Origin of the sequence: Roseobacter denitrificans OCh 114 (genome assembly GCF_000014045.1) — a bacterium.
In the GTDB taxonomy this organism is placed as follows: domain Bacteria; phylum Pseudomonadota; class Alphaproteobacteria; order Rhodobacterales; family Rhodobacteraceae; genus Roseobacter; species Roseobacter denitrificans.
Map to the genome: position 1 here is coordinate 3389065 of NC_008209.1, position 15308 is coordinate 3404372.

Genomic DNA, 15308 nt, shown 5'->3' on the forward strand with positions numbered 1-15308 from the left:
CTTCCTAATCTCGGAAACACCTCCCATGCCACACGTCCAAGAACCCAAGCTGATTTCTGGAAATGCAAATATGCCCCTCGCGCAGGGTATCGCGCGACGCATGAGCATGCACCGTGGCGTCCCTGTCGGACTGGTCGACGCGCGGGTTGAGCGGTTCAATGACGGAGAGATTTTTGTCGAAGTGTTCGAGAATGTGCGCGGCGAGGATATGTTCATCCTTCAATCCACGTCCAACCCGGCCAATGACAACCTGATGGAATTGTTGATCATGGCGGATGCCCTGCGACGCTCTTCCGCGGCGCGGGTCACGGCGGTGCTGCCCTATTTCGGCTATGCGCGGCAAGATCGCCGAACCAAGGCGCGCACGCCCATTACCGCGAAACTGGTGGCCAACATGCTGGTCGGGACAGGTATCGAGCGGGTTTTGACCATGGACCTGCATGCCGCGCAAATTCAGGGGTTTTTCGATATACCGGTTGATAACCTTTATGCCTCGCCCATCTTTGCCCTTGATATCAAGAGTGAGTTCAAAGGCCGGATGGATGAACTCATGATTGTTTCCCCCGACGTGGGCGGGGTCGCGCGTGCACGGGAGCTGGCCAAACGCATCAATTCCCCGCTTGCGATCGTAGACAAGCGACGCGAAAAGCCTGGCGAAATTGCCGAGATGAAAGTGATTGGCGATGTGACAGGCAAAACCTGCATCATCGTCGACGACATGTGTGACACGGCGGGTACGCTGTGCAAGGCCGCGCAGGTGCTGATCGAACATGGCGCAAAAGAGGTGCATTCCTACATCACGCATGGCATCATGTCCGGACCGGCGGTTGAGCGCGTCACGAATTCTGTAATGAAATCGCTTGTGATCACAGACACCATCGCACCCACAGATGCCGTGAAAGAGGCAACCAATATCAGGATCGTGCCAACAGCACCTGTTTTTGCGCAAGCCATCCTGAACATTTGGAACGGCACGTCCGTATCGTCGCTGTTTGAAGCGGAAACGCTCGGCCCGATCTACGATGGAATGTACGCGGCCGAATAGGGTCGCAAAGTCGGTCGGGGCTTAACGCGGGGCGCTGCCGGCCTCGCGCGCTATTTTCGCCTGGTATTTGCGTTCCAGAACAAGCTGCTGCGGCTCCCAGAAGTAGCGTTGATCCTCCAGCGTTGGCGACCAATAAAGCAATCCACCCGTGCGCCATGGGTCCAAAACGATACCGTCGTTCATCGTCTCACCGCGCGCGCTGATGATCGCCGTGCTATGGTCAATCCGAAGCTCATTTCCTTCGGCAATTGCGCGGTGCATCTCAAGTGTCTGAAAGTCTTCGGCATTCAGTCGCTTTTGAATATCCTCCGCCCAGTGGACGCACAATCCGCGCGCGCGCCATCCGTTGTTAACCTTGGCGTTGTGGATGATCGGGATGTCGGTGACGTTATACTCTTCGGCCAATTGCAGCGAGTAGGTATAAGCAATATGAGCGGCGCGGTCGGCCTCTTGCGGGTCAACATTTGGGCTGAGGTTGCGTATCTCACGTGCAAGCATATTGATATCGTTTTGTGTCACGTCTCTGGGTGCTGGTGCGCAAGCCGTCACAAAAACAACTGCCACGAGCAGTCCAAACAGATTTAGTAATCGCCGCATATAACACCCTGCCTGCCCTATTGTGCGAGTAAACTAAGGGAATAACGCGAAAAGCGCAGCCGCAAAATGAAAGACAGCAAAAGAAATCGGCGGATTGGCCGTAACATTTCTTTTGTTTCGGTACGCACATGCACCGTTTCTGACCTGCGCCTCAACAGGCCGCTCGTTCACAACAAGGGACTGTCGATTAGAGTTCTTGCTTTCGAAGCTCGGACCGTCGGGAGCGGATTGCAGAGCAGTCTCACGATGACAGGTCGGTGACGCTATCGGGATATTGCACAGCGATCGGACGGCTAGTGCTGTAGGGATTGGCTTCGTTGTGGCGCCCACGTCAATACTACAGACATTTTCGCGCATTTTCTGGATGAATGAGCCGCTGCGCGATCAAACACAACGCCTTCAACTTTCTGTTGAGCAGATTCAATTGCGCTGTTGTCCGCGGGTTTTCGAGGCATTAAGTCGACGTTCGCGCAGATACTGTAATCCAGTTTGCGAAAGACAAATCCGCCGATGCGACCGCCTCTTTTTCTATTGCGATGTCAGGTCCCACCACGGCCCCATTTGTACACCTGAAAGAGACGTTCGCCCTGATCTGCGAAACCAATATCGACCACCGAACCAATTGCAATGGGTGGCGACACAGCTTGTGCGCAGGCCGAGCCGGACCTCGCTCTTTTTCTGGCGTACGGACACCATTCCAGTTCACGATTTCTTTGTGATCCTCGCACTGCTTAGGGTGCGCCTGTCATATCGAATTTTTTTGCTCAACCAAAACCCACCTTAATCTTGACCCCACGGGACTTATTCCGTGTGATCATGCCTGCTTCCCGGCGAAGTCCACCGTCAAGGCAGAGGCGCCTGCCAATTCGAACGAACGCTGAGTCAGGCGGTTTTTCGCATTACTTTTGACGCACCGTCTGACAACGCGGCACCGGGTTGCAAACGAAACGCGGCGACAGACTTTGTCAGATCTACCGAAACACTTCTGAGCGACTGAACTGCCGTTTCCGTCTCTGCAAATACTACTGAATTGTTCTTGGTATCCGCGTCCAGATCGCTGGTGGCTTTGGAGATTGTTCTGATGCCTGTTGATGTTTCGGTTGTTGCGATAACAATATCCTCCAGCTTGGAAGAGGCATCCGCCACAGCTGAAACTATGCCGCTCAGGGCTTCGCCAGAAGCATTTACGAGATCAACGCCACGGTTGACCTGATCCGCCGAAACATTCGTAAGATCGGCGATTTCCTGCGCTGCCCGAGAAGACCGCATCGCCAACTCTCGTACCTCAGTCGCAACAACTGCAAAACCTCTTCCTTGCTCACCAGCCCGCGCGGCTTCTACTCCGGCATTCAAGGCCAACAAGTTTGTTTGGAAAGCGATATCATCAATCAACTTCAGCACTTTGGCGATTTCATCGGAAGAGGACTTGATTTCATTCATCGCATCAATGGTTTGGGTAACGATCTGATTTCCTGATGCGGCCATTTCCTCAACCGACTTCACGGCACTGCCGGCTGTTTTTGCCGCATCCGCCGCGGTGCTTACCGAGTTTGTCATCTGCGCCAAGTCCTCGGCGGATTGCGCAAGCGATGACGCATTTTTCTGTGACCGACGGCTCAAATCCTTGGAGGCTTCAGCAATGTTATGTGATGCCTCGTCAAGCAGATTGGAGGAGCCGGAGATGTCAGAGATCGTTTTGGACAAGCTGTTCGTCGTATTGTTCATGGCGACCGCTATTTCGGCAAAAATTCCCTCAAAGTCTTCGGGCATACGATGGGACAGATTTCCTTCTGCCAACTGGTCCAGCGCATGACGCACAGCGCCCAATCCCAAATCAGCTGCCTGGCCAATTCTATTCATTCCGTCGCAAATTTCTGCAAAAACGCCCTCCTTGTCTTCGATGTTCAAGCGCTGCGAAAAATCCCCTGCCGCACAGGCCTCAACGACTTTTGCGATATCTTCTGCCGCCTTGCGCTCTTTCGCATAGCGCTTTTGCGCATCGGCTTTCTCTTTCTCGGCAAGGGCCGCCTGCTGCTCAATCTGGTCTTTTTCCTGTTGGGCGCTCTGTATTTCCAATGCCCGCTGCTGCGCTGCTGCATCAGCTTCTGCCTGACGCGCCTGCAACATCTTTTCCCGAAAGGCCATGACCGCTTTGTGCAGGTCCTTGATCTCTTCAAGCTCTTTTCGGTTTTCCCGAACTCTGATATCCAAGTCACCTTGGGCCATCGCTTTTAGAATGCGGGATGTTGCCCCCAACAGTCCCCCGACACGCGCACGTATCTGGAAATAAATCACACAAAGCACTGTAAATGTGGTGAATGCGACGGCGATGCTTCCAATTGCCATCATCCATGCCGAGCGCTCCCGACCCGTCCAATAGGCATTGAGCGCTTCACCGCTGTCTTGTGACAGGTTTTCCATGGCACCCAACGCCGCATTGGAGCGTTCAAAGAAATCCGCAAATGATATGCTGTAGTTTACAGGCGCCCCGTCAAGCGCAGCTTCTGATTCCGTTTTAAGGTCCGCCAGAATAGACTGATATTCACTGAAATAGAGTTGCTCTGCTGCAGATATATCGTTCACGATGCTTTCCGGAAGCCCGCTGACCCCCAAGGTTTTGTTCCGTAGTGCATTCCATGCACCTCGCGCCCGTGATTGATCAAGCCGAAGCTGACCAGCATCTACTTCTCCTATCGCTTCGTTGTTGAGAGTTGCGATCGCGAAATATGTCCGTGCGCGTCCACCGAATTCCCGGACTTCCCATGCGCCCAGTTGCGCAGCTTGCAATGCCCCCGCTACTTTAGACGAAACGCTCACCCTGTTGCGCAGCAACTGAGTGGCATTTTTCAATGCGATGACTTCGGTTTTCAACTCAAACGGCAATTCGTATGAGCGTTTCGCATCCCGCTCAGAACGGCTCACCCTGAGCAGACTGTCAATTTCCCGGCGCATCGCATTTACGCGCGCAAGGCTTTCCCGTGTTTGATTGATAAACGTGTTCTTGACCGGAAGATGAGCGGCACTTTCAGCGATCTCTATCGCCGCTTTGAGCCCCGCGTCAGCCAACGCGCGTTGTTGGTCAATCAGGTCGCGGAAGTTCGCAGGGATTGGTTCCTCAAACGCCAAAGCCACCTGCGTCACGCTGCGCTCCAATGACATGGCGACCGTCGCGCTCATGGCTGTGGTTTCCGTGTCGACGAATACCGCAGCGCTGCGAACATCCTGCAACTCTCGCACAGATTTCAGCGCCACAGTACCGCCGAGCGCCAGTAACATGGTGCCAATGATACCAAAACCAACCAAAATAAACACCGAAAGCCGCATGTAACGCATCCTATTATTCTACGTCTGGTGAGCGTAATCACTAAAAGTGAATTATAGATTGATCGTCATATCTGGTATTTCATGCTGAATGATACTTTTTGAAACCAAGCGACCCTACGAGCGAGCGATATGACAGCGGGTCATTCCGGCCCTGCATGATCACCGACAACACCCCAAGCACAGCGGTAAATGGCTGTCATGGCGAGGGTTCCCGGACAAACACAAACGCTTGTTGGCGTCTGCCAGTTCCTCAAGTCCGCGTCCAAAAACCGGTATCGCGATATAAAAGACGGGTCGCGAGCAAGCCCCTAACAGTGGCGAGCGTGCATCACAGCCGCCCGAACCCCGGTCACAACAAAGAAAGGCCCCGCGTCTCCGCGAGGCCTTTGAAATTGTCTGATGCACATGCTCAGAGCGTGATGTGATCGCCCACCGCCACCATGTCAGCCAGCATCTTTGCGGCATCGTCGACGGGTCCGGGTTCATTCGCAAAGGCTTCTTTTGCCTTGACCAGCGCCTCTTCGGCTTCTTTCACCATCGCGTCGTGATCCGCCTTGGTCACTTCCGCTTTGGGGATCGCACGCTCGGCGAGGACGGAAATGCTGCTTGCGGTGATTTCGGCGAAACCGCCCGTGACGACGTATTCTGACGTGCCATCGGGGCCTTCGGTCACCAGCAGGCCGGGGCGCAGGGTGGTGATGGTGGGCGCATGCTCCGCCATCGCCGTCATGTCGCCATCGGCACCCGGAATCTGCACTGCCGTCACCTGCCCGGAGGCAAGCAAGCGTTCAGGCGAAACGAGGTCGAACTGGACTGTATCTGCCATGGGTCAGGCTCCTTAAGCAGCGTCTGCCGCCATTTGTTCCGCTTTCGCTTTTACTTCCTCGATGCCACCGACCATATAGAACGCACCTTCGGGCAGGTGGTCATATTCGCCGGCCACAACCGCTTTGAAGCTCTCGATCGTTTCGGCCAGCGGGACCTGTTTCCCGTCAGAGCCGGTGAAGACTTTCGCAACGTCGAAGGGCTGGGACAGGAAGCGCTGAATCTTCCGGGCACGGGCCACGGTCAATTTGTCTTCTTCGCTCAATTCGTCCATGCCGAGGATCGCGATGATGTCCTGCAGGGATTTGTAACGCTGCAGAATCCCCTGCACGTCACGCGCGACATTGTAATGCTCCTCCCCCAGCACCTGCGGGTCCATCAGACGGGATGTGGAATCGAGCGGGTCAACCGCCGGGTAAATCCCAAGCTCGGAAATCGCACGCGACAGAACGGTTGTCGCATCAAGGTGCGCAAAGGACGTCGCAGGCGCGGGGTCGGTAAGGTCATCCGCAGGGACATAAACCGCCTGCACGGAGGTAATCGACCCGGCCTTTGTCGATGTAATCCGTTCCTGCATCGCCCCCATGTCGGTGGCCAGCGTCGGCTGATAGCCCACAGCGGAAGGGATACGACCCAAGAGAGCGGAGACCTCGGAACCGGCTTGGGTAAAGCGGAAGATGTTGTCCACAAAGAACAAAACGTCTGTACCGGACTGATCGCGGAACTGTTCGGCCAAGGTCAGACCTGTCAAAGCCACACGCATACGCGCACCGGGTGGTTCGTTCATCTGGCCGTAGACCAGCGCCACTTTGGACTCGGTCAGGTTGTCAGGCACGATCACCGAGGATTCGATCATCTCGTGGTAAAGGTCGTTGCCTTCACGCGTCCGCTCCCCCACACCGGCGAAGACGGAGAAACCCGAGTGCACCTTGGCGATGTTGTTGATCAATTCCATGATGAGAACGGTTTTACCCACACCCGCACCACCGAAGAGACCAATCTTACCACCCTTGGCGTAAGGCGCCAGAAGGTCGATCACCTTGATACCAGTTTCCAGCACCTCGGAGGATGTGGATTGTTCAGCGAAAGCAGGCGCTTCCTGATGGATCGAGCGTGTCTCGTCCGTGGCAACAGGACCTTTTTCGTCAATGGGCTCACCCACAACGTTCATGATACGGCCCAGCGTCGCATTGCCGACCGGGATCGAAATCGGGCCATCGGTGTCCGTCACCGTCTGACCGCGCACCAATCCTTCGGTCGCATCCATCGCGATGGCACGGACGGTGTTTTCACCAAGGTGCTGCGCCACTTCGAGCACAAGGCGGTTGCCGTTGTTGTTTGTTTCCAAAGCGTTCAGAATCTCCGGGAGGTGATCCGCGAACTGAACGTCAACGACCGCGCCGATGACTTGTGTAATTTTGCCGACTGCATTTGCCATGTCGTTTCTCCGGTTTGTTCTACAGCGCTTCCGCGCCGGAAATGATTTCGATCAGCTCGTTTGTAATGACCGCCTGACGCGAACGGTTGAATTCGATGGTCAGATTTTCGATCATCTCGCCCGCGTTGCGAGTCGCATTGTCCATTGCAGACATCCGCGCGCCTTGCTCGGACGCGCCATTTTCCAGCAATGCCGAGAAAATCTGCGTCGCAACACCGCGTGGCAGAAGGTCAGCCAGAATGGCCTCTTCATCCGGTTCATAATCGAACAGTGTCGAGGCCTCTTCGCCCTCCTGCTGTTCAAACTTGGCCGGAATGATCTGCTGCGCCGTCGGAATTTGACTGACCACATTTACGAACTTCGCGTAAAAGATCGTTGCGACGTCAAATTCGCCCACATCAAAGCGGTTCAAAACATCCTTGGCGATGCCCTGCGCATCCACATAGCTGACACGCTTGATCTCTGTGAGGTCCACGTGCCCAATGAACAGCGACCCCAGATCCCGCTTGAGTTGATCGCGGCCCTTTTTACCGACGGTGAGGATTTTGACGTCCTTGCCCTCGCCCTGAAGCTTCTGGGCATGCGCCCGCGCCAGCTTTGCGATGTTGGTGTTGAAACCGCCGCACAGGCCGCGCTCAGACGTCATGACGATCAAAAGCTGCACCTTGTCACTGCCCGTTCCGGACAGAAGCTTTGGCGCAGAGTCCGATCCGCCCACTGACGCCGCGAGCCCTGCCATGACCGCATTGAAGCGTTCTGTGTAGGGGCGCGACTGCTCGGCGGCCTCTTGCGCGCGGCGAAGTTTCGCCGCGGCTACCATTTGCATGGCTTTGGTGATCTTGCGGGTCGATTTGACCGACTCGATCCTGTTTTTTAGGTCCTTAAGACTTGGCATTGCCTATCTCCCGCTTCAGGCGAAGTCGGATGCGAATTCGCTGATCGCGGCTTTGAGTTTATCTGCGGCATCGCCTTTGATCTTGGGATCTTCGTTCGTGATCCAGTCCAATACGTCGCTGTGCTTGGAACGCATGTGGTTGAGCAGTGCTTCTTCGAAGCGGCCCACATCCTTGACGTCGACCTTGTCGAGGAAACCGTTCGTACCGGCAAAGATCACGCAGACGATCTCGGCATTGGTCAGCGGCGAATATTGCGGCTGCTTCATCAGTTCGGTCAGACGCGCACCACGCGCCAGCAACTGCTGTGTCGATGCGTCAAGATCGGAGCCGAACTGCGCAAAGGCGGCCATTTCGCGATACTGCGCAAGGCTCAGTTTCACCGGACCCGCTACGGAGGACATTGCCGAGGTCTGCGCCGAAGACCCAACGCGCGAAACTGACAGACCGGTATTCACCGCGGGGCGGATACCTTGATAAAACAGTTCCGTTTCGAGGAAGATCTGACCGTCCGTGATCGAAATAACGTTCGTCGGAATAAAGGCCGACACGTCACCGCCTTGCGTTTCGATGATCGGCAGCGCGGTCAGGGACCCGTTGCCCGCATCGTCCCCAAGTTTCGCGGAGCGCTCAAGCAGACGGGAGTGGAGGTAGAAAACGTCACCCGGATAGGCTTCGCGACCCGGTGGACGGCGCAGAAGCAGCGACATCTGACGATAGGACACGGCCTGTTTGCTGAGATCATCATAGACGATCAGCGCGTGGCGGCCATTGTCGCGGAAATGCTCGGCCATGGCTGTCGCGGAGTAAGGCGCGAGGAACTGCATTGGTGCAGGCTCGGACGCTGTCGCAGCCACGACGATGGAATAGTTGATCGCGCCTGTTTCTTCGAGCTTCTTGACCAACTGAGCAACGGTTGAGCGTTTTTGGCCGATCGCGACGTATACGCAATAAAGCTTCTTGCTCTCGTCATCGCCCGCGGCGTCGTTGTAGGATTTCTGGTTCAGGATCGCGTCCAGAGCAACGGCAGTTTTGCCGGTCTGACGGTCGCCGATGATAAGTTCGCGCTGACCACGACCAATCGGGATCATCGAGTCAACCGCCTTGAGGCCGGTCGCCATTGGCTCATGCACGGACTTGCGCGGGATGATGCCCGGCGCCTTGACGTCGGCCACGGAGGTTGTTTTTGTCTTGATCGGGCCTTTGCCGTCAATCGGGTTGCCGAGGCCATCGACCACACGGCCCAAAAGTTCATCACCGGTGGGCACGGACACGATGGAATTCGTGCGCTTTACCGTGTCGCCTTCCTTGATGTCCCGGTCAGAGCCGAAGATAACCACACCGACGTTGTCGGATTCCAGGTTCAGCGCCATGCCCTGAATACCACCGGGGAATTCGACCATCTCACCGGCCTGAACATTGTCCAGCCCGTAGACCCGCGCGATCCCGTCACCGACGGAAAGTACGCGACCAACCTCGGCCACTTCAGCTTCTTGACCGAAATTCTTGATCTGGTCCTTCAGGATCGCAGAAATTTCTGCTGCTTGGATACCCATTTATCCGACCTCTTTCATTGCATTCTGGAGGGAATTCAGTTTCGAGCGGATTGACGTATCAATCATGCGCGAACCGACTTTAACGACGAGACCGCCGATGAGGCTTTCATCAACGGACGCATTCAATGTGACAGTTTTGCCTGTGGAGGCTTTGAGCGTTTTGGCCAGCTTATCGGCCTGCGTTTTGGTCAGCGCCTTGGCGGAGACGACATCGGCCGTCACTTCACCCTTGTCCTCTGCGATGATCTCGCGCAGCGTGGACAGCAGTTGCGGCACCACGAACAGGCGGCGCTTCTGAGCCATCAGGGAAAGTGTATTCGCCATTGTCGCACTAAGCCCCATTTTCGCGGCAAGTGCGGAAATGGCAGCTTCCTGTTCTTCTCTTGTGTAGATCGGCGACATGATCAGAGCACCGAAATCAGCGCTTTCGGCAAGCGCGCCTTGCAAGACGTTTATGTCATCTTCGAGTGTTTTTACCGATTTGGAGTCTTTAGCAATATCATAAACAGCCGTTGCATATCGCGCAGCAACGCCAGTGGAAATCGAAGCTGGTTCTGACACGTCCACCCTTCCGATGTTCTGGTCCCGACATACGCGGAATGCCCGCGCGGTCTAAGAAGTTGGTGCGGACAAAGTTGCCTCTGACCGACGAAATCAGCGGTGATGTAGCAGAGGAGGTTCCACCCCGCAACATGTCTTAGCATTTGTTCATTTCGGCGGTTTCCTCATGTTTTCAGGCGCTTGGCGAAAGTGCGACGGTTTGGCCCTCCAAAAAGTTTTGATTTTGCAACGCAAAGGCAGCCAGATTGCGATTCTGCGCTGCCGAAACTTTGTGCAATCGCGCGAAATCGGTTCTGTGCTCAGACCGGTTTGGCCGCGGGTTTCAAAACGCCAACCGGGGCAACGCGGCGTTTGGGTTCCACTTTGCCCTTTGGCGGATAGACCAGCTTGGTCGCCTCGACCATGAACGCGCCGCTGGCAATGAACGTCGGCATGCGGCGACCGATCTTTTCAAGCGCGGCCCCGGATTTCATCCACAACCGCTGCGATGACGGCACCTGATACAATGCGCCAAGGTGGCGTTCGGGCAAGAACTGATGTTTTCGCAACTGTGTTTCCAGCTGGCTCGTCGAATAGGGCCGCCCATAGCCAAAGGGCGTGCGGTCGCGCCGCGCCCACAGCCCCGCACGGTTTGGCACAATAAACAGTGCCCGCCCCCCCGGACCCAGTACGCGCCAGCATTCCTCAAGCAGATCAGACACCCGTTCGGATGTCTCAAGCCCATGCAGCAGGACGAGCTTGTCCACATGTCCGGTTTCGATGGGCCAGGCGACCTCTTCGGTCAGCACCGACACATTGGGCAGGCCGGAGGGCCATGGCATGACACCCTGCGGCCCGGGCATCAGGGCCATCACCCGACGCGCATCTTTCAGGTAGGGGCGCAGCAAAGGGGCCGCAAAGCCGAAGCCGACCACGGTCTGCCCCTTCGCTTCGGGCCAGATTTCCATCATCCTGCTGCGCAAAGACATCTGCGCGGCCCGCCCCAGTGCACTGCGGTAGTAGAAATTTCGCAGGTCCTGTACGTCCAGATGCATTGCGGCCAGCCTCGTGATCGGTCACTCTTGAAACCAGTGTCGCAAAGCCGGAGGAAAATGACCATGCCCATCGAGATACTGACCATTCCCTGCCTGAACGACAACTACGCGTTTCTGGTGCATGACACGGCGACGGGTCAGACCGCGCTGATTGATGTTCCCGAGGCGGCCCCGATTCTAAAGGTGCTTGCAGAACGGACGTGGCAGCTGAGTGAGGTCTGGATCACCCATCATCACGCAGACCACGTACAGGGCCTCGGAGATATCTTGTCCGCGCATCCGGCGCAGGTGCGCGGGGCAGCGCGCGATGCGCACCGTCTGCCGGCACTTGATGTCGAATTGCGCGACGGGGAGAGCTTTGATTTCGCCGGCCACAAGGTCGACGTGATGGACGTTTCCGGACACACGGTCGGCCACATCGCCTATTATTGTGCAGACGCAAAGGCCGTGTTCACCGCAGATAGCCTGATGGCACTGGGCTGCGGGCGCCTGTTCGAAGGCACCGCCGATCAGATGTGGGACAGCCTGAGCAAGCTCGCGGCCCTGCCCTCCGAGACACAAGTATATTCGGGTCATGAATACACCGCCGCCAACGCTAGGTTTGCATTAACCATTGATCCGCATAATCCAGATCTTATATCGCGCTCGGAGGGCATAACGGCGGCGCGCGCGGCCGCAAAGCCCACCGTTCCATCCACCTTGGCGACAGAAGCCGCAACAAACCCCTTTCTGCGGGCCGCCGACCCTGCCATCCGCGCGCACCTCAATATGCAGCACGCGAGCGACAGCGAAGTCTTTGCTGAAATTCGCGCCCGCAAAGACGCATTCTAACGCCCACATCGTGACCCCTGCGCGGCCTGAATCACAAAATGTGAATGGAAAAATGAAGAAAAAACTTGAAGCCGCGCTAGGATCAACCAAACTCTAACTTAATGAGGCTATGGTTGGATGAAGGGCTGATATCCCTCGGCTCTGATACCGACCCCGATCAGAAGGAGCACACAACGTGCCTTCATTTTCAACGACACTGGAACAGGCAATTCATTCGGCATTGGCACTCGCAAACGCGCGTCGCCACGAATTTGCCACGCTGGAACATTTGTTGCTGGCCCTGATTGACGAGCCTGACGCCTCCCGCGTGATGAAAGCGTGCAGCGTGGATACCGATGATCTCCGCAAGACACTTGTCGAATTTGTCGACGAGGATCTGAGCAACCTGGTAACCGACATAGACGGATCCGAAGCCGTGCCGACCGCTGCTTTCCAGCGCGTCATCCAGCGCGCCGCGATCCATGTGCAATCCTCGGGCCGAACAGAAGTGACCGGCGCGAATGTGCTGGTCGCCATTTTTGCCGAGCGCGAAAGCAATGCCGCATACTTCCTGCAGGAACAGGATATGACGCGCTATGATGCGGTGAACTTCATTGCGCATGGCGTAGCGAAAGACCCTGCATATGGTGAACCGCGCCCCGTGTCCGGCGCGCCCGAAGCCGAAGAAGAAACACAAGGCGTGACCGACGGCGAAAAGAAAGAAAGCGCGCTTGAAAAATACTGCGTCGATTTGAACGCAAAGTCGCGCGAGGGCGATATTGATCCGCTCATTGGCCGCGACTCAGAGGTCGAGCGTTGTATCCAAGTGCTGTGTCGGCGCCGCAAGAACAATCCTTTGCTGGTCGGCGACCCCGGGGTCGGGAAAACAGCAATCGCTGAAGGGCTGGCGCGCAAAATCGTTGCGGGCGAAACACCTGAGGTGCTTGCCAAGACGACCATTTATTCCCTCGACATGGGCGCGCTGCTGGCCGGCACGCGCTATCGCGGTGATTTCGAAGAGCGTCTGAAGGCCGTCGTGTCCGAGTTGGAAGATCATAAAGACGCGGTGCTTTTCATCGACGAAATTCATACCGTGATCGGTGCAGGGGCGACATCGGGTGGCGCGATGGATGCCTCCAATCTGCTCAAACCCGCCTTGGCGGGCGGCAAACTGCGCACCATGGGGTCCACGACCTACAAGGAATTTCGCCAGCATTTCGAGAAGGACCGCGCGCTGAGCCGCCGGTTCCAGAAGATCGACGTGAATGAGCCATCTGTCGAAGATGCAGTGAAAATCCTGCGGGGTCTGAAACCCTATTTCGAGGACCACCACGCGGTGAAATACACGGCCGATGCGATCAAGACGAGCGTCGAACTGGCCTCGCGTTACATCAACGACCGCAAGCTGCCCGACAGCGCCATTGACGTGATCGACGAAGCGGGCGCCGCTCAGCATTTGATCGTGGCCGCGAAACGGCGCAAAACGATTGGCACCAAGGAGATCGAAAACGTCGTTGCTAAGATCGCGCGTATTCCGCCGAAGAACGTGTCCAAAGACGATGCAGAAGTCCTGAAGGACCTCGAAGGGTCGCTGAAACGCGTGGTGTTTGGTCAAAACGCAGCGATTGAAGCGCTTTCATCCGCCATCAAACTGGCACGTGCCGGTTTGCGCGAACCGGAAAAGCCCATTGGCAACTATCTCTTTGCCGGGCCCACCGGTGTCGGCAAAACTGAAGTCGCCAAGCAACTGGCGGATACGCTGGGGGTTGAACTTCTACGCTTCGATATGTCCGAATATATGGAGAAGCACGCGGTTTCGCGCCTGATCGGTGCCCCACCGGGATATGTCGGCTTCGATCAAGGCGGCATGTTGACCGATGGCGTTGATCAGCATCCGCATTGCGTATTGCTTCTTGATGAAATGGAAAAAGCGCATCCGGATGTCTACAACATTCTCCTGCAGGTCATGGATCACGGCAAACTGACAGACCACAATGGGAGAACCGTTGATTTCCGAAACGTCGTTCTGATCATGACCTCCAACGCGGGCGCCGCTGAACAGGCCAAGGAAGCGATTGGCTTTGGGCGTGATCGACGCGAAGGCGAAGATACCGCCGCCATTGAACGCACATTCACGCCTGAATTCCGCAACAGGTTGGATGCGGTGATCAGCTTTGCGCCGCTACCCAAAGAGGTGATCTTGCGCGTGGTCGAAAAGTTTGTGCTGCAACTCGAAGCGCAGTTGATGGACAGAAATGTTACAATCGAACTGACAAAACCCGCCGCAGAGTGGCTCGCGGACAAAGGTTACGATGCGAAAATGGGCGCGCGCCCCTTGGGCCGTGTCATTCAAGAGCACATCAAGAAACCGCTCGCCGAAGACTTGCTGTTCGGCAAGCTTGCCAAGGGCGGCGTTGTAAAAGTAGGTGTCAAGAATGGCGAGATCGATCTCAAAATCGAAGGACCGGACAAACCGCGTCTAGCCGGGGACAAACCACCTCTGCTGACTGCTGAGTAGCCTTTTGGTATGGTGATACATTGAGCCTCTCTGTTGTAAAACAGGGAGGCTCGATTGCATTGAAAACCGCGACTGAAGCAGAACAGCAGAGCTGGAGAAACGAACATCTGCCGGTTCTGAAACACCCTGCGTTATTCCTCGCACTCCCAGGACTCTTGAAATAGTTCCGGCACGCGCGGCGTGTCCCGGTCGCGGTCTCCGGTGAGCGCATTGAGCATGTCATCAAGGGATCACGCAACGATCCTGCGCAGGTGCACGGCGAGTTTTAAGAAGGCCAACTCGATCGGGCGCCGGTCACGGGTATGTGGCAGCAAGAACCAAAGCCAACATCCGGCACGTCGCTTTCGCAGCGGCGGCGTTCGCGTGTGGGGCGGGGTTTTCCGGGGCAACCGCAGGGTTCAGCTCCGGCGCGGGGGTGAAAACTGACCGACGGCAGTAGCGAATGCCGCAACCTTGATGATTCAAAGTGCGACCACGCCCACGGCGCTCAGGCCTGCGGCGCAAATCCGAGTTCCGTGGGGATCTGACTAAATTCCTGCAACACCAAGTATCACGTAATGCGTTGAAACCTTTGGTTTCGGGCAGCGTTACGTGATCGAGGTTCTTCGCATGACGCTTTAGGATCAAAAGGGGCATCCATGAGCAAACCGTTCTCCCCGTTGTGCCCACCCCGGCTGGCCGGTCATGTTGCCTCATCCACTAGCTGG

Annotated in this window: 11 protein-coding genes; 3 read left to right on the forward strand and 8 right to left on the reverse strand. The window is 56.3% G+C overall.

Features of this window, described 5'->3' with window-relative positions; all coding sequences use genetic code 11:
• The first annotated feature begins 25 nt into the window (after positions 1 to 25).
• Positions 26 to 1045, forward strand: coding sequence for a ribose-phosphate pyrophosphokinase (locus RD1_RS16240; protein ID WP_011569623.1), 1020 nt, complete (start codon positions 26 to 28; stop codon positions 1043 to 1045).
• A 21-nt stretch (positions 1046 to 1066) separates the two neighbouring features.
• Here the strand turns inward: RD1_RS16240 and RD1_RS16245 are convergent, their stop codons facing one another.
• From RD1_RS16245 to RD1_RS16280, 8 genes are all read right to left on the reverse strand, one after another.
• The gene (locus RD1_RS16245; RefSeq protein ID WP_342751908.1) at positions 1067 to 1564 is read right to left on the reverse strand and encodes a hypothetical protein; all 498 of its coding nucleotides are present in this window, start codon (positions 1562 to 1564) and stop codon (positions 1067 to 1069) included.
• Positions 1565 to 2524: 960 nt separating this feature from the next.
• Positions 2525 to 4966: a methyl-accepting chemotaxis protein gene (locus tag RD1_RS20480; protein ID WP_011569625.1), complete on the reverse strand. Its 2442-nt coding sequence runs from the start codon at positions 4964 to 4966 to the stop codon at positions 2525 to 2527.
• Between the two features lie 409 nt (positions 4967 to 5375).
• On the reverse strand, positions 5376 to 5792 hold the full coding sequence (locus RD1_RS16255; protein WP_011569626.1) for a F0F1 ATP synthase subunit epsilon: 417 nt from the start codon (positions 5790 to 5792) through the stop codon (positions 5376 to 5378).
• A 12-nt stretch (positions 5793 to 5804) separates the two neighbouring features.
• A complete protein-coding gene (gene atpD, locus RD1_RS16260; protein ID WP_011569627.1) occupies positions 5805 to 7229 on the reverse strand; it encodes a F0F1 ATP synthase subunit beta in 1425 nt (474 codons plus the stop codon).
• Between the two features lie 19 nt (positions 7230 to 7248).
• Positions 7249 to 8124: a F0F1 ATP synthase subunit gamma gene (locus RD1_RS16265; protein WP_011569628.1), complete on the reverse strand. Its 876-nt coding sequence runs from the start codon at positions 8122 to 8124 to the stop codon at positions 7249 to 7251.
• Positions 8125 to 8139: 15 nt separating this feature from the next.
• A complete protein-coding gene (gene atpA / locus RD1_RS16270) occupies positions 8140 to 9678 on the reverse strand; it encodes a F0F1 ATP synthase subunit alpha (protein WP_011569629.1) in 1539 nt (512 codons plus the stop codon).
• Positions 9679 to 10239 (reverse strand): F0F1 ATP synthase subunit delta, encoded by a 561-nt coding sequence (locus tag RD1_RS16275; RefSeq protein WP_011569630.1) that lies wholly within the window; start codon positions 10237 to 10239, stop codon positions 9679 to 9681.
• A 299-nt stretch (positions 10240 to 10538) separates the two neighbouring features.
• Positions 10539 to 11273 (reverse strand): methyltransferase domain-containing protein, encoded by a 735-nt coding sequence (locus RD1_RS16280; RefSeq protein ID WP_011569632.1) that lies wholly within the window; start codon positions 11271 to 11273, stop codon positions 10539 to 10541.
• 63 nt (positions 11274 to 11336) lie between these two features.
• Between RD1_RS16280 and gloB the strand changes: the two genes are divergently transcribed.
• Positions 11337 to 12104 carry a hydroxyacylglutathione hydrolase gene (gene gloB, locus RD1_RS16285; protein ID WP_011569633.1) on the forward strand — a complete coding sequence of 256 codons (768 nt, stop codon included), beginning with the start codon at positions 11337 to 11339 and terminating at the stop codon, positions 12102 to 12104.
• A gap of 175 nt (positions 12105 to 12279) precedes the next feature.
• Positions 12280 to 14601, forward strand: coding sequence for an ATP-dependent Clp protease ATP-binding subunit ClpA (gene clpA, locus RD1_RS16290; protein WP_011569634.1), 2322 nt, complete (start codon positions 12280 to 12282; stop codon positions 14599 to 14601).
• Positions 14602 to 15308 lie beyond the last annotated feature (707 nt).